Consider the following 17801-nt stretch of genomic DNA (forward strand, 5'->3'; position numbering starts at 1 on the left):
CCAAGGTTAACTGAACGTTAACTCAGGGTTCGCAGGTAGGCGAACAGGGTATCGTTGAAAAGCGTGAACACCATGAGTGCCAGGACAAGGGCGAAGCCAAAGCGGAACCCAGTCTCCTGAACCTTCATGCTGAGCGGACGACCTCTCACTGCCTCAACCAGATAGTACATGAGGTGGCCGCCGTCGAGCATAGGTACAGGCAAAAGATTGAAAATTCCGATATTTAAGGAGAGCAACGCTGTCAGATTTATGAGTGCGATGATTCCCAGGGTCGCCACTTCGCCCGAAACCTTGGCAACTTTGACCGGTCCACCGAGTTGCTCGATGTCGCCGCGTCCGACGAAAAAGTCGCCCAGGAAGGCCGCCGTGCGCTGAATGATGAAGCGGATTTCCTCAAAGGTCATCCCTACCGCTTCCACCGGTCCGGGCCGATAGAGGGTTACATCGGTTTCCGCCACGTCCCGGCTAACGCCAATGCGGCCAATCCTCTGGTTATTGCCGAAGCGGTCTTGAACTTCCGTTGCCTCTGGCGTCAGGACGATCGTTTCGGTGCCGCCATCGCGTTCCAGCAATACGCTGACGGGACGCTCAGGGCTGGTGGCCACCAGACGCTGGAAATCTTCGAAGCCACGAACGGCATAGCCATCCACCGACACAATGACGTCGCCTGCCTCAATTCCCGCGGCTTCCGCCACGGAACCGGCCACAACCGCGCCGACCACTGGGGGAATCGTGTACCGGCCATAGCCCAGCAGCAAAGCGTACAGGATGAGGAAAGTCAGGATGACGTTGGCGATGGGACCCGCAGCAACGACTGCGATGCGCTGCCAGACATTCTTGTTGGCAAACAATCTCGGCGCCAGTTCAGGACTGGCATTGGCGATGGCTTCGTCATCGGGCGTGCTGGCCGCGTTCATGTCACCCACGAAACGGACGTAACCGCCGAGCGGCACAGCGGAAATTCGCCACCGCGTACCGTGCTTATCATTCCAGCCAAACAATTCGCGGCCGAATCCGACGGAAAATGTCTGGATGGCCACGCCATTCCAGCGGGCCACCAGATAGTGCCCCATCTCGTGGACAAAAACGATGACGGTCAGTACCGCCAGAAACGGAATGACGTAGGACAGCAGCCAGTAGATGAAGTCGAACATGGTCTTCCTTATGCGCGGCCTAGACGCGCCAAGCTACCAGTAAAGCAGGCCCTCGGCGACAGCGCCGAAGCCCATGTGCAAAGCGCCAATCAGCAGCACCAATAAAACGCCGAATGTGAGGCTGTCCATGCGGTCCATAAGGCCGCCATGACCGGGAATGATGTCGCCGCTGTCCTTGATGCGGAAGTGACGTTTGATGGCACTTTCAGCAAGGTCCCCGGCCTGGCCCAGAACGCTGATCGACGCGGCGATGAGCAAGCCGATCCACCAGGGCGAATCCGTCACGACAAGCCAGACTATCAACCCTGCCCCCGTGCCCAGGGCCAGTCCGCCCAGAGCGCCGGACCACGTCTTGGACGGCGAAATTTCCGGAGCGAGTTTTTCGCCGCCGATTTGCCGGCCAGCGAAGAATGCGGCGGAATCAGTCATCCAGACGACGGTGCCGAGGTAAATACTGGCCAGGATTCCGGCCTCGGAATTGCCACGCAGGATCAGGGCCGAGACAATGATCACGCCATAGATGCAGAGCCCGAGAACGCGCCACCACATCCCTTCCCCACGGATCACGAGCGCGATCACGCAAGCGAGGGCAATTGCGCCCAGCGTGCCGGCAGCTCCCAACAAGGGAAATGCCACTCCCGACACTGCAACGAGCGCAATGAGCACCATGCCTGCCGGCGTGAGGGGCGCACGCGATACCATGGTTTCCCACTCACGATAGGCGAGTGCAAAGACGATGCTGACCGCAGCCGCAAACACGTAGCCGCCGAGGTAGAGCGCTCCGACAGTAACTGCGATCAGGACAGCAGCAGAGCCCAACCGGGGACCGAGATCGGACCAGCGGCGGCGGCGCGTTTGAGAAAGCTCAGGGGGCTGGCCGCCAGGGTCAGTCAAGGTTTAGCCGCTCCAATGCCACCGAACCGCCGATCCCTGAGCGAGAAAATCTCGAGCACCTTCAAAAAGCTCTGTTCATCGAAATCAGGCCAGTATTCGTCCACGAATACGAACTCCGAGTAGGCAGCCTGCCAGAGCAGGAAATTGGAGATGCGCTGCTCGCCGCTGGTTCGGATGATGAGGTCCGGGTCCGGCATGCCCGCTGTGTAAAGCGCGGCCTCTATGCTCTGTTCGGTGATCTGTTCCGGCGACAGGCGACCTGCTGCCACTTCGCGCGCCAGGCGGCGGGTTGCCTCGGCGATTTCGGCCTTGCCGCCGTAATTGAAGGCAACGACCAGCACCAGGCCGGTGTTTTCCGCCGTCTTCGCCTCGACATCATCGATCAACCGTATCAGGGAGGGTTCAAGCCCTTCCCGGCTGCCAATGATACGAACCTGCACATTATTGCGGATCAGCCGCTGCAAATCCGATGCAACAAAGCGGCGTAGAAGATTGAAAATGAAGGCGACTTCTTCGCGCGGACGCGTCCAGTTCTCGGACGAGAAGCTGAAAACCGTGCAGTGGCCAACACCGTAATTGATGCAGAGTTCGACCAGGCGCCGCAACGCCTTCACACCTTCGACGTGCCCTTCGGTACGGCCCTTTCCGCGAGCTTTCGCCCAGCGGCCATTGCCGTCCATGATCACGCCAAGATGCACAGGAATACGCAGCCTGGACGGCTGCGCGAGATTTGCTGAGATGGCGGAATCCATAGACATCTACGCCCTCCAGGCGCAGTTCGAGCAGGTTAGACCTGCATGATTTCGGCTTCTTTGGCCGCCACGATCTGATCGATTTCAGCCACGGCCGCATCGGTCGCCTTCTGCACGAGGTCAGCCTGAGCGCGGGACTCGTCTTCGCTCATGCCGTCCTTTTCCGCCTTCTTGAGGGCGTCCATGCCATCGCGACGGATATGACGGACGGCGACGCGCGCAGCCTCGGCGTAGTTGTATGCGACCTTGGAAAGTTCCTTGCGGCGCTGTTCGTTGAGTTCCGGAAGCGGCACGCGAATTATCTGGCCCTCGCCCATCGGGTTCAGACCGAGGCCGCTGTCGCGGATGGCCTTTTCAACTGCATTGGCCATCTGCCGGTCCCAGACCTGCACGCTAAGCATGCGGGGTTCCGGCACGGTTACCGTCGCAACCTGGTTCAGCGGCATGCGCGAGCCATAGGCTTCGACAGTCACAGGCTCCAAAAGACTGGCGCTGGCACGGCCGGTGCGCAAACCCTGCAGTTCGTCCTTCAATGACGATATGGATTTCTGCATACGCGTTTTGAGATCAGCGAGATCGTAGCCACTGGCCATCGAGCAATTCCTTCCAGTCTAGTTCGACTTGCCGACGCGGGTAGAACGGGATGTGCCGGAGAGTACTCCGGCAAGTCCTGCCTCGTCGTTAAGCGCATATACGATAATGGGCATGTTATTGTCACGGGCAAGGGCGAACGCCGCGGTATCCATCACGCGCAGATTTTTTCCGATGACTTCGTCATAGCTGACGGTATCGTAGCGCGTGGCATGGGGGTTCTGCATCGGGTCTTCGGAATAGACGCCATCGACCTTGGTGCCCTTGAGCACGACGTCGCATTCGAGTTCGATCGCCCGCAATGTGGAGGCTGTGTCCGTGGTGAAGAACGGATTGCCGGTGCCGCCACCGAGCACGACCACGTAGCCCTCCTCCAGCGAAGCCTTGGCCTCACGGGCTGTAAAAGTATCCGCAACCGAGGGCATGGACGCCGCGCTGTAGGGCTTGGACTTGACGCCCTGGCGTGAGATGGCACTGCTGAGGGCCAGGGCATTGATCATGGTTCCCAGCATGCCCATCAGATCGGCAGTGACGCGGTCGGTTCCGTCAGCGGCGCCGGCCATGCCGCGGAAGATATTGCCGCCGCCCACGACGATCGCAATCTGGACACCAGATTTGGCCGCATCAGCGATCTGCCTGGCAATTTCCTGCAGAAATTGGGGTTCGATGCCGAAGGAATTGTCGCCAGCCAGAGCCTCCCCCGATACCTTGAGGAGAATGCGTTTGTAGGCAGGCGCCATTTGGCGATCCCCTCTATCTGAGATTTGCAGTGGGGCACCGAATCCGGCGGCACCCGGGCGACCCTAAAGCAATAGCGCATCCAAGGGGAAGCGCCTTGCCAGCCGATTGACACGGCATCGCGGGTTTTCGCGCCCGATTGGAGTGCGGCGAACGGACGACTGCCCGTTCGCCAGCGCGTTGGTTTACTGCTTGACGCCAGCAGTGGCAGCGACTTCTGCCGCGAAGTCAGTCTCGACCTTTTCAACGCCTTCGCCGAGAGCGAAACGGATGAATTTGGTCAGCTTGATCGGTGCGCCGACGTCCTTCTCGGCATTCTTGATCGCATCGCGGACCTTGGTCTCGCCGTCGATCACGAAGGTCTGCGCCAGCAGCGTGACTTCCTCGAAGTACTTGCGCATACGGCCATCGACCATCTTCTCGGCGATCTCGGCGGACTTGCCGGATTCCTTGACCTGCTCGAGGATGATTGCGCGTTCGCGAGCAACCACGTCCTGATCAAGGTCTTCGGGATCAATCGACAGCGGGTTGGTGGCTGCAATGTGCATTGCAAGCTGCTTGCCGAGAGCCGAAAGGGCGGCCTTGTCGCCGGTGGACTCGAGAGCCACCAGGATGCCCATCTTGCCGAGGCCTGGCTTGACGGCGTTGTGCACGTAGCTTTCCACCACGCCGTCAGAGACCGAAACGGTCTCGGTGCGGCGGAGATTCATGTTCTCGCCGATCTTGGAAATGGCTTCGGTCAGTTCGGCAGAAACCGAGTGGCCCGAGCCAGGGAACGGCATTTCGCCGAGCTTGGCGACGTCGCCTTCGGCGTCGAGGGCAAGCTTGGCAACATTGCCGACGATGCCCTGGAACTGCTCGTTGCGGGCAACGAAGTCGGTTTCAGAGTTCACTTCGACAACAGCGGCCTTGGTGCCGGCCGTAGCCACGCCAACCAGACCTTCGGCGGCAACGCGGTCAGCCTTCTTGGCGGCCTTTGCAAGGCCACGGGTGCGCAGCCAATCGATCGCTGCTTCCATGTCGCCATTGGTTTCGGCCAGGGCCTTCTTGCAGTCCATCATCCCGACGCCAGTCAGGTCGCGGAGCTGCTTGACCATTCCTGCAGTGATTTCCATAGGTTCACCTCTTGGCGACCCCATTGCAGGGGTCGCATTGGTTCAGATCAAAACGAAGTCAGCTCAAGCGGCTGGAGTAGCGGCCGCGTCGTCTGCCGGCAGCTCTTCAGCCGGAGCGCGTTCGGAAGCACCCAGGTCAGCGCCGAGAGCCGAGGACGAACGGCCGATACCGTCGATAGCAGCCTTGGACACCAGCGAGACGTAGAGTTCCAGGGCACGCGACGCGTCGTCGTTGCCGGGGATGGCATAGTCGACAGTGTCGGGATCGCTGTTGGTATCGACGATAGCGATGACCGGGATACCCAGGCGGCGGGCTTCCTTGATCGCGTTGGCTTCCTTGTTGGTGTCGATCACGAACAGGAGCGAAGGAACATTGCCCATGTCCTTGATGCCGCCCAGGTCGCGCTCAAGGCGTTCCTGCTCGCGGGACATCATCAGGCGCTCCTTCTTGGTGCGCAGGGCGAGATCGTCTTCGCTCATCGATTCGAGTTCGCGCAGGCGCGAGATCGAGTTCGAGATCGTCTGCCAGTTGGTCAGCGTGCCGCCGAGCCAGCGGGAGTTCACGTAGTACTGGGCGGACTGCTTGGCAGCATCGGCGACCAGCGGGGCGGCCTGGCGCTTGGTGCCGACGAACAGCACGCGGCCGCCATCAGCAACGGTGTCCGAAATCAGCTGCAGGGCGCGGCTGAGGGCCGGAACGGTCTGGCTCAGGTCGAGAATGTGGATGTCGTTGCGAACGCCGAAGATGTAGCGTTCCATCTTGGGGTTCCAGCGATGCTTCTGGTGACCGAAGTGAACGCCTGCTTCAAGCAGTTGACGCATAGAAAAATCGGGCAGTGCCATGATGGCTGCTCCTTGTTTACCGGTTGATGCCGCCACGAGACCTTGCGACGGTTACCCGCCACCGGATGGATTTCCGATTGCTCGAAAAGCCTGCCTCGTGTGTGAAATCGCGCTGACGCGCAGTCAAACGCATGGGCGATATAGGGGAAGGACACCCAATTGGCAAGTGTCCGGTGTTATGCCGCCTCCACTAGTGGAAGCGCACGTCGGTTACGCCCTCCAAGGCCTTGATCCCGCCGGCGACCTCAGCTGTGAGCCGATAAGTGCCGGGCAATTCGATCTCGTACTCCTTGGCGCCACCATCGCGGATGACGACGAAGTTGACGCTTCCCTCCCCGCCCCGCTTGAGCTGGGCGCCTATGGAGCCAAGCGCCCTGGCGTCGGCGGCGAAGATGGTGAGGCGGCGGTCGATCTTGTCGGCGATGCCGTCAATCGGTTCGGCCGAGAGCAGGCGCAAGCTGACGCCTTCCGCCCGCTCATCGGCGCCAACCTGCACGATCACCGACTTGCCCGGCTGCAAAATGGCGCCGAACTGATTGATCTGTTCGGAAAAGGCGATGATCTCGAAGCTGCCGCTCTGATCGGACAGCGTCAGGATCATCATCGGCGTGCCCTTTTTGGTGCGCCGGTCCTGCCGGCCGCTGATCGTGCCGGCGAGACGTCCAGCGGACGCGCCATCCTTGACCGCGCGCTCGAAATCGTTCCAGCGCTGTACGCGCAGCTTCTCGAACATGTCGGAATAGGCATCGAGCGGATGGGCTGAGAGATGAAAGCCGAAGGCCGAAAGTTCGCGGTCAGCGCGCTCGGTGGTGCTCCATGCCGGCACGCCAGCCGGAATGCGAACCGGCTCAGGCTCGCCCGCGTCGAACATGTTCCATTGGCCTTCGTTGCGTTCGGCCGTGATCGACTGGGCCATGCCCAGAATTGCCTCGATGGCCGCAAAAGCCTGTTCGCGGCGCGGCACGATTTCGTCGAACGCACCGGCATTGGCCAGCGTCTCGAGAGTGCGCTTGCTCAAGATGCGTGGATCGACGCGGCGGGCGAAGTCACCGAGATCCTTGAACGGGGTGGAACCGCGCACTTCGACGATGTGCTCGGCAACCTGCCGGCCGACGCCCTTGACGGCGCTGAGGCCGTAGTAAATCCGCTTCTCCTTGACCGAGAACACGACCTCGGAGCGATTGATGCAGGGGGGAACCAGCTCGATCTTGTGACGCTTGGCCTCGCTCCGAAATTCGGCGAGCTTGTCGGTGTTCCCCATATCGAGGGTCATCGACGCAGCAAGAAACTCGTGCGGATGGTGGGCCTTGAGATAGGCAGTCTGGTAACTGACCAGCGCGTAGGTCGCGGCGTGGCTCTTGTTGAAGCCGTAATTGGCGAACTTTGCCAGCAGGTCGAAAATGGTATCGGCGAGGCTTTTCTTGAGGCCGTACTTGATCGCACCTTCGCGGAAACGCTCACGCTGAGCGTCCATCTCGGCCTTGATCTTCTTGCCCATGGCGCGGCGCAGCATATCGGCTTCGCCGAGCGAATAGCCCGACAGGAGCTGGGCGATCTGCATCACCTGTTCCTGGTAGACGATGATGCCATAGGTCTCGTCGAGCACCCTGGACAGGTCCGGGTGCGGGTATTCGACCTCTTCGCGGCCGTGCTTACGGTCGTTGAAGAGGGGAATGTTGTCCATCGGGCCGGGACGGTAGAGCGCGACGAGCGCGATGATGTCCTCGAAGCGGTCGGGCTTCATATCGACAAGGGCGCGGCGCATGCCGGCGCCTTCCACCTGGAACACGCCGAAGGTGTCGCCGCGGGCGTAAAGCTCGTAGGTGGGTTTGTCATCAATGGGAATGTCCTCGATGCGCAGATTGCCGCCGTCGAGGTTCACCATGTTGACCGCGTATTGCACCGTGGTCAGGGTCTTGAGGCCGAGGAAGTCGAACTTGACGAGGCCAGCGGCCTCGCTCCACTTCATGTTGTATTGGCAGACCGGCATTTCCGAGCGCGGATCGCGATAGAGCGGTGCCAGATCCTGCAGGGGCCGGTCGCCGATGATGATGCCGGCGGCGTGGGTCGAGGCGTGGCGGAACAGGCCTTCGAGATTACGCGCAATGGCAATCAGGTCGGCGACGGTTTCATCTTCGTCGGCCATGGCCTTGAAGGCGGGCACTTCATTGAGCGTGCGCTCGATCGACCAGGGATCGGCCGGATTGGCGGGCACGAGCTTGCAGATGCGGTCCACCTGCCCATAGGGCATCTGGAGCACGCGGCCGACGTCGCGCAGCACGGCGCGGGCCTGCAGCGTTCCGAAGGTGATGATCTGGGAAACCTGCTCGAAGCCGTACTTCTTCTGGACGTAGCGAATGACCTCTTCGCGCCGGTCCTGGCAGAAGTCGATGTCGAAGTCGGGCATCGACACGCGTTCGGGATTGAGGAAGCGCTCGAACAGCAGATTGTAGGCGAGCGGATCGAGGTCCGTAATCGTGGTAGCATAGGCGACCAGCGAGCCGGCGCCGGAGCCACGGCCCGGACCGACCGGAATGCCCTGCGACTTCGACCAGCGGATGAAATCGGCCACGATCAGGAAGTAGCCGGGAAATTTCATCGACTGGATGATGCCGAGCTCGAATTCGAGCCGCTGCCAGTATTCCTCGACCGTCTTGCCCGGAGCAGGGCCGGGGTTCGCCAGCCGGTTACGGAGGCCCTCCTCCGCCATGGCACGCAGCGCCGCGGCTTCGGCGGCAACTGCATCCTCTTCGCTCAGGTCCGGCGCCGCCGCGAACTTGGGCAGAATGGGCTTGCGCGTGCGGGGGCGATAGGAAATGCGCTGCGCGATCTCGACGGTCGAATCGAGTGCCTCGGGGAGGTCCGAGAACAACTCGGTCATCTCGGCGCGCGTCTTGAAATAATACTGGTCGTTGAGCTTGCGCCGCTCGGTCTGCGCCAGGACGGTGCCGCCGGCAATGGCCAGCAGCGCGTCATGGGCTTCGAACTCCTTTGCGGACTTGAAGAAGGGCTCGTTGGTGGCAACCAGCGGAATGCCCTTGCTGTAGGCGTAGTCGATCAGGCGCGGCTCGACACTGGCTTCCTGCGGGCGGCCGTGGCGCTGGATTTCCATATAGAGGCGATTGCCGAACAGATCGGCCAGGCGATCGAGCCGGCGGATCGCATTGGCGTCATGGCCCTGTGCAAAGGCCATGTCGATGGCGCCTTCGGGACCGCCAGTGAGGCAGATCAGGCCTTCGAGCCCTTCCCGGCTGAGCCAGTCCAGCTTGGCGCGGGCAACGCCGTCCTCGCTTTGGAGGTAGGCCTTGGAGACAAGCCGCGACAGGTTTTCGAAGCCGCTTTCCGTCTGCGCCAACAGCACGACGCTGGATTTGCCGGTCCAGGCAAGTTGGCCACGCTCGCTGATTCTTTCCTCGGCGGCGGCGAAATCGATCGCCAGTTCCACCCCGGCAAGCGGCTGGATGCCCTTCTTGCTGGCCTTTTCGGAAAACTCCAGGGCGCCGAACAGATTGCCCGTGTCGGCAATGCCGAGAGCGGGCTGATTGTCCGCCGCGGCAAGCTTCAGAATGGTTTCCAGCTGCAGCGCCCCTTCGAGGAGCGAATAGGCTGAATGGACGTGGAGATGAATAAAACCGGGACCGCTCATGCGCCAACCTTTAGCACCGGCAGCCCGCGATCCCCACCGCGCGCTGCCGCAATCCACAGGAGGCTCACACGAGTCGGGTGAGCAAATCCATCCAGGTGAGCGAACCAATGGTGAAAGCGCCCAAGGTCACGAACGCGGCGAAATCCTTCAAGAACGTCAGCATGTCTGTCTCCCGTGTTGCTATAATGTTCTTATACGTTCCTCGTTTGTTCTTGTCGAGTGTGTGAAATGGGATCAGCGGGGATTGGCGTGTATTGGTTAGCAAAGTGTTAGGAACTTGCCCGGGCGGTGCGTGGACGTGCGGAAGCGCCGCCCCTTGTGCGGTGATATCAGCGAGCAAATGGCGAGGCGCTGCCTCGGAGTAGTTTTGTGTAGTGAGACAGAGCCTCGCCACTCGCGATGGGATTTTTGGTTTATCCCGGCGAGACTCTGGACGAGGAGCGTCAATAGCTCCCACGACACTTCCGCCGTCCTACGAGGATCGCGACATCCCCGCCCCATCTGCCCCTTCACAAGCCGGTTCGCGCGACCCGCTGGTTGGTGAAGGCAGTGGGGGGAGGATAGCGCGGGTGGAAGGCGGGGGGAGAAGGGGGAGAGATTTTGGTTCTTGCTCCCACAAACATCGTGCTTCCCTCGGGCTTGAGCCGAGAGGCTCTCGTTGCTTGTGCCGTGGGGAGAGTGGCCCTCGGGTCGAGTCCGAGGGAAACCCGGTGGGTGGGGGCGAGGTGGTGCCCCACACGCTGGATCGTCGTCCTCGGGCTTGGCCCGAGGGGACTGCACTTGCGGTGGGTTGGTGACGTACAGAACCCTCGGGTCGAGCCCGAGGGTGACGATTTGTGACAATCGGCCGCTAACCAATCTATGCGGCCAATGTCACCACGACGGCACCGCGGGGCGTTGCCACTACCGTGTGCTCGTATTGCACACATGGTGCGGAGGGGCGGCTGATCAGGGTCCATTCGTCGTCGGCGGATTTCTGGTCGGCCATTTTGCCGCCGAGGGACAGGAAGGGCTCGATGGTGAAGACCAGGCCGTCGGTCATGCGGCGGCGTTCGGATTTGTCGGGCCAGGTGGCGATCTCGCCGGGCTCGTCGTGGAGGCTATCGCCGACGCCGTGGCTGGCGAGGTTGCGGATCAGGGTATAGCCGCCCTTTTTGGCGAACTTGCCGATGGCGTTGCCGACATCGGCCAAAGGAGCGCCGGCTTTCACCGCGCCGATGCCGGCCCACATGGCCTTCTTGCCGTCACGGCAGAGGGCGACGAGGCGTTTGTCGCCCTGCCCCAGCACGAAGGACGAGCCGCAATCGGCGAAGACGCCGTCTTTTTCGGCCGAGACGTCGATGTTGACGAGGTCGCCTTCATGCAGCACGCGGTCGCCCGGAATGCCGTGGGCAATTTCTTCGTTGACGGAGATACAGGTGGCGCCGGGGAAATCGTAGGTGAGGATCGGCGCGGACTGAGCGCCATGCTCGGCGAGCAGTTTGGCGCCGATTTCGTCAAGCTCGAGCGTGGTCATGCCGGGACGCATGGCCGAGGCCATGGCGTCGCGGGTGATGGCGCAGATGCGGCCGATCGCCTTGAGCTTTTCGAGTTGCTCTTCGGTCGTGATGGTCATTTGTTGGCCAGGTAATAGGCGAGCAAGCCTTGGGTGGAGCTGTCGTGCCCTTCCCCGCTTTGCTTGCCTTCGACTTTGGGCAGCAGCGCCTTGGCCAATTGCTTGCCGAGCTCGACGCCCCACTGGTCGTAGGAGTTGACGTTCCAGATCACGCCCTGGGTGAACACCTTGTGCTCATAAAGGGCCACGAGGGAGCCGAGGGTTTCGGGGGTAAGCTGCTGGTAAAACAGCGTGTTGGACGGGCGATTGCCTGGGAACACCTTGTGTGGGGTGAGTTCGGCGATCTGCTGCTTGTCGAGGCCCTGTGCCTTGAGTTCGCCGACCACTTCTTCTTCGGTCTTGCCCAGCATCAGCGCTTCGGACTGGGCCAGGACGTTGGCCACGAGCTTGTCGTGGTGCGGCGGCAGCGATTCATGGGGCTTGGCTGCGATCAGGAAATCACAGGGGATGACGTCGGTGCCCTGGTGGATCAGCTGGTAGAAAGCGTGCTGGCCATTGGTGCCGGGTTCGCCCCAGACGATGGGACCGGTGGACCATTTCACCGGCTTGCCGGCGAGGGTGACGGACTTGCCGTTGGATTCCATGTCCTGCTGCTGCAGGTATGCGGGGAAGCGGGAGAGACGCTGGTCGTAGGGCAGCACGGCATGGGTGGAGAAGCCCCAGACGTTGCGGTACCAGACACCAAGGAGCGCCATGATGACGGGCAGATTGCTTTCGAGCGGCGCCGAGAGGAAGTGCCGGTCCATGGCGTCGGCGCCCTGGAGGAACTTGGCGAAATTGTCGTAGCCGACGGCAAGGGCGATGGGCAGGCCGATGGCGGACCAAACGGAATAACGGCCGCCGACCCAGTCCCAGAAGCCGAAAATGCGGTCTTCGCGGATGCCGAACTTGGCGCAGGCGGGAATGTTGGTGGAGACGGCGGCGAAGTGGTTTGGCACCGCTTCTTCGCCCAGCGTATCGGCAACCCAATCGCGCGCCGTATTGGCGTTGGTCATCGTCTCGTCGGTGGTGAAAGTCTTGGAGGCGACGATGAAGAGGGTCTTCTTGGGGTCGAGGCGCTTGAGGATATCGTGGATGTGGGCGCCGTCCACGTTGGAGACGTAGTGGGCGCGCAAATCGGCGCGGGTATAGGGCTCGAGGGCCAGCGTGACCATGGCCGGGCCGAGGTCGGAGCCGCCGATGCCGATATTGACGACGTCGGTGAACTGCTCGCCGCCGTGGCCGCGGATCTGGCCGGAGCGGATGGCGTCGGAGTAGTTGGCGATCGCGGAGAGGACCGCCAGGACGTCGGGCATGACGTCCTTGCCGTCGACAGGAACCGGCTTATCGCCCTGATAGCGCAGGGCCATGTGCATGACGGCGCGGTCTTCGGTGATGTTGATGTGCTCGCCTTCGCACATCTGGTCGCGGCGTTCCTCGACGCCGGCCGCGCGGGCAAGATCGAACAGCGCGGCCATGGCGTCTTCGTCGATGCGGTTTTTGGAATAGTCCAGCAGGATGCCGGCGCCGGTAGCGGAATAGCGTTTGAACCGATTGGGATCGACGGCGAACTGCACGCGCATCGGCTGGCTTTCGAGCCGTTTGCGATGCTTGTCCAGGTTGGTGAAGCTGGCCTTGCGCCCTGATTTCGCCATGTAGATGAGCCCTTCCTGAACGTCAGATAGTTGGCAGATCGCCAGCGGCCCAGCCGCTACGCGTTTCTGCTGCAAAGTCGGTGAAGCGACCGCCCTCGATCGCGCCGCGGCAGCCCTGCACCAGCTCTTGATAATAGGCCAGGTTGATCTGGGAAAGGATCATCGCGCCCAAAATCTCTTCTGTCTTAACAAGGTGATGCAGATAGGCGCGGCTCCAGCGGCGGCAATTGGGATTGGGCGACGCCTCGTCGATCGGACGATGGTCATCCCTATGCCGGGCGTTCTTCAGATTGATGACGCCGAAGCGGGTATAGACGTGTCCGTGGCGGCCGGCACGGGTGGGATGGACGCAATCGAACATGTCGATGCCGCGGCCGATGGCACCCAGGATATCATCGGGCTTGCCGACGCCCATGAGGTAGCGCGGGCGGTCGGTGGGCAATTCGGGCGTGATGTTCTCGATGACGCGGAACATGACGTCCTGCGGTTCGCCCACGGCGAGGCCGCCGACGGCGTAGCCGTCGAAGCCAATGGATTTGAGGCCTTGGGCAGAGCGGGTGCGCAGTTCGGCGTTATCGCCGCCCTGGACAATGCCGAACAGGGCGCGGTTGAGCTGGTTGTTGAAGGCGGTCTTGGAGCGGTCAGCCCAGCGGAGCGAAAGCTCCATGGCGCGCTCCATTTCCTTGTAGTCGGCGGGGAGCTTCAGGCACTCGTCGAGCTGCATGATGATATCGCTATCGAGCAGCGTCTGGATCTCGATGGAGCGCTCGGGGGTGAGCTCGTGGCTGGAGCCATCGATATGTGAGCGGAAGGTTACGCCTTTTTCGGTCAGCTTGCGCAATTGGGCCAGCGACATGACCTGGAAGCCGCCGGAATCCGTCAAGATCGGGCGCTGCCAATCCATGAAGTCATGGAGGCCACCCTGGGAGGCCACGCGCTCGGCGCCGGGACGCAGCATCAAATGGTAGGTGTTGCCCAGGAGGATATCGGCGCCGGTTTCGCGCACCTGCTCGGGGTACATCGCCTTGACCGTGCCGGCCGTGCCCACGGGCATGAAGGCGGGCGTCTGAATGTCGCCGCGTGGCGTGTCGATGCGGCCGCGCCGCGCCATGCCGTCGGTGGCAGACAGGGTGAAGGTGACGAGTTTGGTTGGGGCGTTGGTCTGGGCGTTCATGGCGCGGGTTCTAGCGGGTTGCGGGAGGGTAGACAACTCTGCTGCGGTGGTGCGGTGGATGACACTTGCGCCTGCACCGAACCGGGAGCAGATTGGTTACGCGAGGAGGATATGACCATGCATGTCGAAACCATCCTGCAGGCCAAGGGAAGTCTGGTTTACACCCTGCCCGAGACGGCTAGCCTAGCTGACGCCGTGAGCCTGCTCAACACGCACAACATTGGTGCGCTTGTCGTTACCAGTGCAGGCGATGAAGTTGCCGGGATATTGTCGGAGCGCGATATCGTTCGCCAACTCGGCAAGGAGGCGGCGATCTCAATGGTGCAACCGGTCAGCGCGATCATGACGCGATCGGCCGTGACTTGCCGGCGCGATACGGAAATTGCGGAGATCATGGATCTGATGACGGAACATCGGGTGCGCCATATTCCGGTGATGGACGGGCGTCAGCTGGTCGGGATTATCTCGATCGGGGATGTGGTGAAGGCGAAGATCGAAGAGATCGAGCAGGATGCCGAGGCGCTGCGGGAGTATATTGCGAGCTGAGTTTGGCGGCTTCATGCAGAGTGACTGGAAGTGTAGTGCCCTCGGCTCAAGGCCGAGGGTGACGATCATAATTTGATCGCCCCATGGTGCCCCATCCACCAGGCGTCACCCTCGGGCTTGACCCGAGGGCGCTTCACTTGACGATCTCGTCCCAGAGATCGCGCCAGTCGGGGTTGTGTTCCTCGATCAGAGCTACCTTCCACTGGCGGTACCAGCGTTTGAGCGTCTTTTCGCGCTGAATGGCAAGTGGAACAGTCTCGTGGACTTCGAAGTGCACGAGACGCTTGATGTTGTTTTTCTCGGTGTAGCCGTCAGCCAGACCTTCGCGGTGTTCGTAGATGCGCCGGACCAAGTCGTTGGTCACACCGATGTAAGTTCGGCCGCGTCTGAAGTCTGCGAGGATGTAGGTGTATCCGGCCATTTCTGGAGAGTGGAAGTGCAGTGCCCTCGGGTCAAGCCCGAGGGTGACGATCGGGGTTATTCGGAGGTCTGGGCCCGCAGCAGCAATGACGAGTCGCCGTACGAATAGAACCGGTAACCTTCCTGTATCGCGTGGGCGTAGGCGTTCTTCATGACGTCGAGGCCAGCGAAGGCGCTGACCAGCATGAAGAGGGTGGATTTGGGGAGGTGGAAGTTGGTCATCAGGGCGTCGACGGTGGCGAAGCGGAAGCCGGGGGTGATGAAGATGTCGGTGTCGCCGATGAAGGGCTGAAGGGTGCCGGTGGCGCGGGAGGCGGTTTCGAGGAGGCGCAGGCTGGTGGTGCCGACGGCGATGACGCGCCCGCCCGCTGCGCGCTTGGCATTGATGCGCTCGACGGTGGCCTGGGTGAGTTCACCCCACTCGGCGTGCATGACGTGGTCTTCGGTGTCGTCCACCTTCATGGGCAGGAAGGTCCCTGCCCCTACATGCAGCGTCACGCGTTCGACGGTGACGCCCTTGTCGGAGAGTTGCTGGAGCAGGCTCTCGGTGAAATGGAGACCCGCTGTTGGAGCGGCAACGGCGCCGTCATTGGCGGCATAGACCGTCTGGTAATCGACGAGATCGCGCTCTTCGACGTCGCGCTTGGCGCCGATATAGGGCGGCAGCGGCATGGCGCCGTGGGCCTTGATGGCTTCGTCGAGCTGGGCGCCGCCCAGTTCGAATTCGAGGGTGACTTCGCCCGTGTCGCCCTTGCCTGACACGTGGGCCTTGAGCGCATCTGAGCCGCCATTGCCGAGCTCGAGCGTATCGAGCAGCGCCAGCTTCTTGGCCGGGCGGGCGAAAGCGCGCCAGGTGTGGGCGTCGACGCGCTTGTGGAGGTTGAATGAGACGCCGGCCCGGTTTTCGCCGCGAATGCGGGTGCCGCGCAATTCGGCGGGCAGCACGCGGGTGTCGTTGACAACCAGCACGTCGCCATCCCTGAGCAGCCAGAGCAGGTCGGGGATGTGAAGGTCTTTCAGCCCCGCTTTGGGATCGACCAGCAGCAGGCGGGCGCTGTCGCGCGGCTCGGCCGGGTGCAGGGCGATGAGGTTCTCGGGCAGGTCGAAATCGAATTCTGATACGCGCATGGGGCGTGGTTAGCATGGCTGCCGGCGCGGTGGAATGGCTTGGCAGCAACAGGGTCATGCGGGAACGGCAGGTCGTCGCGGCGCATTGCGCTAGCCGGAGGTCAGCATGAATTCATTGCCAATGCGGCTCGGCGTGCCCGTCAAGATCATGGGAAACAGCGAGCTCAAGAGCCACGACGCGCGGCGTTCGACAAGCCAGCCGCACCTGAAAGTGTCGCTGGGCTATCTCGATGCGATCTTCGACTATTTGGCCAGGCACAAGATTTCCATGTACCGCATGTCCTCGGATTTGGCGCCCTACGCGACCCATCCGGACATGCCGCAATTCCATGACATGGTGCGCGATAGTGCGGCGGATCTGGCGGCGATTGGCGTCAAGGCCAAGGCACAGGGATTGCGGCTGTCGTTTCATCCCAGCCAGTTTATCGTGTTGAACAGTCCCGATCCTGAATTGGTTCGCAAGAGCAAATGGGATCTGCTTTCCCAAGCCGAGATGCTGGACCTGATGGGGCTGGGACCGGAGGCGGTTCTGGTGGTGCATGTCGGTGGGGTTTATGAGGACAAGGACGCGGCGCGAGCTCGGTGGGTCGAGACATGGCCTACCCTGCCTGAGCCTGTGCGGCGGCGGCTGGTGTTGGAGCATGACGATCTCAGGTTCTCGGCGGCCGATGTGTTGTGGATCCACGAGCATACTGGCGTGCGGCTGATTTTTGACCATCAGCATTTTTGGTGCCTCAACCCGGAAGGCGCCGATATGCGGCAGACGGTGGAGGCAATTCTGCGGACATGGCCGGATGATGTGCGGCCCAAGGTGCATTTTTCATCGCCTCGCACCGAGTTGCGGCAACTGGTGCGGAGGGATCGTAAGACGGGCAAGGCGGTGACGGTGAACGCTGCGCCGGTTTGGACGGGGCACGCGGATTTCGTCAATCCGTTCGAGTTCATCACCTTCATGCGGGTGGCGGAGGGACTGGAATTCGACGTGATGCTGGAGGCCAAGGTGAAGGATCTGGCGCTGATTAAGCTCAGGCCCGATCTGGTGCGGTATGCGCCGGAAGTGGCGGTACGGTTTGGGCTGGGGGCGGATGCGCAGGTGGAGCTGGAGGCTGAGGAGGCTGGGGTGTTGGCGGTGGAGGGGTAGGCTTTGATTGCGGGCGGTCTTGCCCCTTCCCTTTGAGTTGGGGCTTTGGACTGCTTGTGTAGATGTAAGAAACACAAATTCATTCCCGCGAAAAACCACAACGTCATTCCCGCGAAAGCGGGAACCTCTGTTTTTCTTGCAACCATCGCCAACGGAGGTTCCCGCTTTCGCGGGAATGACGCAGTGGAAAAAGCGCAGCGGTCTGGTGTTGGGCGGTGAAGGGGGACGCTCCCACATCTATGGTGCTGCAACATCGCACCCCTCACCCGGCGCTGCGCGCCGACCTCTCCCCTGAGCAACCGTGTTTGGTGTCAATCCATGTTGGTTTTCCATAGGGTATTGCTGGCGAGCACGGCGTTGGCGGTTATGATGAGCTTTCGCATGGCGGCAACGATGGCCAGCTTGGCTGG

At 61.7% G+C, this 17801-nt stretch carries 15 protein-coding genes and 1 pseudogene; 2 read left to right on the forward strand and 14 right to left on the reverse strand.

Features of this window, described 5'->3' with window-relative positions; translation table 11 throughout:
- Positions 1–17 precede the first annotated feature (17 nt).
- From rseP to tgt, 11 genes are all read right to left on the reverse strand, one after another.
- The gene (gene rseP, locus C8264_RS03030) at positions 18–1154 is read right to left on the reverse strand and encodes an RIP metalloprotease RseP (protein ID WP_108459444.1); all 1137 of its coding nucleotides are present in this window, start codon (positions 1152–1154) and stop codon (positions 18–20) included.
- Between the two features lie 33 nt (positions 1155–1187).
- Positions 1188–2048: a phosphatidate cytidylyltransferase gene (locus C8264_RS03035; protein ID WP_108459445.1), complete on the reverse strand. Its 861-nt coding sequence runs from the start codon at positions 2046–2048 to the stop codon at positions 1188–1190.
- The gene (locus C8264_RS03040; RefSeq protein WP_108459446.1) at positions 2045–2806 is read right to left on the reverse strand and encodes an undecaprenyl pyrophosphate synthase; all 762 of its coding nucleotides are present in this window, start codon (positions 2804–2806) and stop codon (positions 2045–2047) included. Before C8264_RS03040 ends, C8264_RS03035 begins: the two co-directional genes overlap by 4 nt.
- A 29-nt stretch (positions 2807–2835) precedes the next feature.
- A complete protein-coding gene (gene frr, locus C8264_RS03045; RefSeq protein ID WP_108459447.1) occupies positions 2836–3393 on the reverse strand; it encodes a ribosome recycling factor in 558 nt (185 codons plus the stop codon).
- A gap of 18 nt (positions 3394–3411) precedes the next feature.
- Positions 3412–4131: a UMP kinase gene (gene pyrH, locus C8264_RS03050; protein WP_108459448.1), complete on the reverse strand. Its 720-nt coding sequence runs from the start codon at positions 4129–4131 to the stop codon at positions 3412–3414.
- Positions 4132–4314: 183 nt separating this feature from the next.
- Positions 4315–5244: a translation elongation factor Ts gene (gene tsf / locus C8264_RS03055; protein ID WP_108459449.1), complete on the reverse strand. Its 930-nt coding sequence runs from the start codon at positions 5242–5244 to the stop codon at positions 4315–4317.
- A gap of 63 nt (positions 5245–5307) precedes the next feature.
- The gene (gene rpsB, locus C8264_RS03060) at positions 5308–6087 is read right to left on the reverse strand and encodes a 30S ribosomal protein S2 (protein ID WP_108459450.1); all 780 of its coding nucleotides are present in this window, start codon (positions 6085–6087) and stop codon (positions 5308–5310) included.
- Between the two features lie 190 nt (positions 6088–6277).
- A complete protein-coding gene (gene dnaE / locus C8264_RS03065) occupies positions 6278–9733 on the reverse strand; it encodes a DNA polymerase III subunit alpha (RefSeq protein WP_108459451.1) in 3456 nt (1151 codons plus the stop codon).
- A gap of 859 nt (positions 9734–10592) precedes the next feature.
- On the reverse strand, positions 10593–11348 hold the full coding sequence (gene map, locus C8264_RS03070) for a type I methionyl aminopeptidase (RefSeq protein ID WP_108459452.1): 756 nt from the start codon (positions 11346–11348) through the stop codon (positions 10593–10595).
- The gene (gene pgi, locus C8264_RS03075) at positions 11345–12982 is read right to left on the reverse strand and encodes a glucose-6-phosphate isomerase (RefSeq protein ID WP_108459453.1); all 1638 of its coding nucleotides are present in this window, start codon (positions 12980–12982) and stop codon (positions 11345–11347) included. Before pgi ends, map begins: the two co-directional genes overlap by 4 nt.
- 22 nt (positions 12983–13004) lie before the next feature.
- Positions 13005–14156 (reverse strand): tRNA guanosine(34) transglycosylase Tgt, encoded by a 1152-nt coding sequence (gene tgt / locus C8264_RS03080; protein ID WP_108459454.1) that lies wholly within the window; start codon positions 14154–14156, stop codon positions 13005–13007.
- Between the two features lie 111 nt (positions 14157–14267).
- Between tgt and C8264_RS03085 the strand changes: the two genes are divergently transcribed.
- Complete coding sequence (locus C8264_RS03085; RefSeq protein WP_245892910.1) at positions 14268–14702, forward strand: CBS domain-containing protein; 435 nt, start codon at positions 14268–14270, stop codon at positions 14700–14702.
- Between the two features lie 133 nt (positions 14703–14835).
- On the opposite strand, the gene C8264_RS03090 is transcribed toward C8264_RS03085, so the two are convergent.
- A complete protein-coding gene (locus C8264_RS03090) occupies positions 14836–15123 on the reverse strand; it encodes a GIY-YIG nuclease family protein (RefSeq protein ID WP_108459455.1) in 288 nt (95 codons plus the stop codon).
- Between the two features lie 56 nt (positions 15124–15179).
- A complete protein-coding gene (queA, locus tag C8264_RS03095; protein WP_108459456.1) occupies positions 15180–16250 on the reverse strand; it encodes a tRNA preQ1(34) S-adenosylmethionine ribosyltransferase-isomerase QueA in 1071 nt (356 codons plus the stop codon).
- A gap of 106 nt (positions 16251–16356) precedes the next feature.
- Here queA and uvsE point away from each other — a divergent pair, with 106 nt between their 5' ends.
- Positions 16357–17391, forward strand: a complete 1035-nt coding sequence (gene uvsE / locus C8264_RS03100) for a UV DNA damage repair endonuclease UvsE (protein WP_108459457.1) — start codon at positions 16357–16359, stop codon at positions 17389–17391.
- Between the two features lie 311 nt (positions 17392–17702).
- Here uvsE and C8264_RS22875 read toward each other — a convergent pair.
- A pseudogene (locus tag C8264_RS22875) lies at positions 17703–17801 on the reverse strand (IS110 family transposase); the annotation flags it as partial.

The sequence above is a fragment of the Devosia naphthalenivorans genome (assembly GCF_003056355.1).
GTDB lineage: Bacteria > Pseudomonadota > Alphaproteobacteria > Rhizobiales > Devosiaceae > Devosia > Devosia naphthalenivorans.

Excerpts from the sequence above, each read along its gene's own strand:
- C8264_RS03040 (WP_108459446.1), bottom strand. The coding sequence starts at position 2,806 with ATGTCTATGGATTCCGCCATCTCAGCAAATCTCGCGCAGCCGTCCAGG.
- frr (WP_108459447.1), bottom strand. The coding sequence starts at position 3,393 with ATGGCCAGTGGCTACGATCTCGCTGATCTCAAAACGCGTATGCAGAAA.
- uvsE (WP_108459457.1), top strand. The coding sequence starts at position 16,357 with ATGAATTCATTGCCAATGCGGCTCGGCGTGCCCGTCAAGATCATGGGA.
- C8264_RS03090 (WP_108459455.1), bottom strand. The coding sequence starts at position 15,123 with ATGGCCGGATACACCTACATCCTCGCAGACTTCAGACGCGGCCGAACT.
- pyrH (WP_108459448.1), bottom strand. The coding sequence starts at position 4,131 with ATGGCGCCTGCCTACAAACGCATTCTCCTCAAGGTATCGGGGGAGGCT.
- C8264_RS03085 (WP_245892910.1), top strand. The coding sequence starts at position 14,268 with ATGACCATGCATGTCGAAACCATCCTGCAGGCCAAGGGAAGTCTGGTT.
- dnaE (WP_108459451.1), bottom strand. The coding sequence starts at position 9,733 with ATGAGCGGTCCCGGTTTTATTCATCTCCACGTCCATTCAGCCTATTCG.
- tsf (WP_108459449.1), bottom strand. The coding sequence starts at position 5,244 with ATGGAAATCACTGCAGGAATGGTCAAGCAGCTCCGCGACCTGACTGGC.
- rseP (WP_108459444.1), bottom strand. The coding sequence starts at position 1,154 with ATGTTCGACTTCATCTACTGGCTGCTGTCCTACGTCATTCCGTTTCTG.
- queA (WP_108459456.1), bottom strand. The coding sequence starts at position 16,250 with ATGCGCGTATCAGAATTCGATTTCGACCTGCCCGAGAACCTCATCGCC.
- pgi (WP_108459453.1), bottom strand. The coding sequence starts at position 12,982 with ATGGCGAAATCAGGGCGCAAGGCCAGCTTCACCAACCTGGACAAGCAT.
- tgt (WP_108459454.1), bottom strand. The coding sequence starts at position 14,156 with ATGAACGCCCAGACCAACGCCCCAACCAAACTCGTCACCTTCACCCTG.
- rpsB (WP_108459450.1), bottom strand. The coding sequence starts at position 6,087 with ATGGCACTGCCCGATTTTTCTATGCGTCAACTGCTTGAAGCAGGCGTT.
- map (WP_108459452.1), bottom strand. The coding sequence starts at position 11,348 with ATGACCATCACGACCGAAGAGCAACTCGAAAAGCTCAAGGCGATCGGC.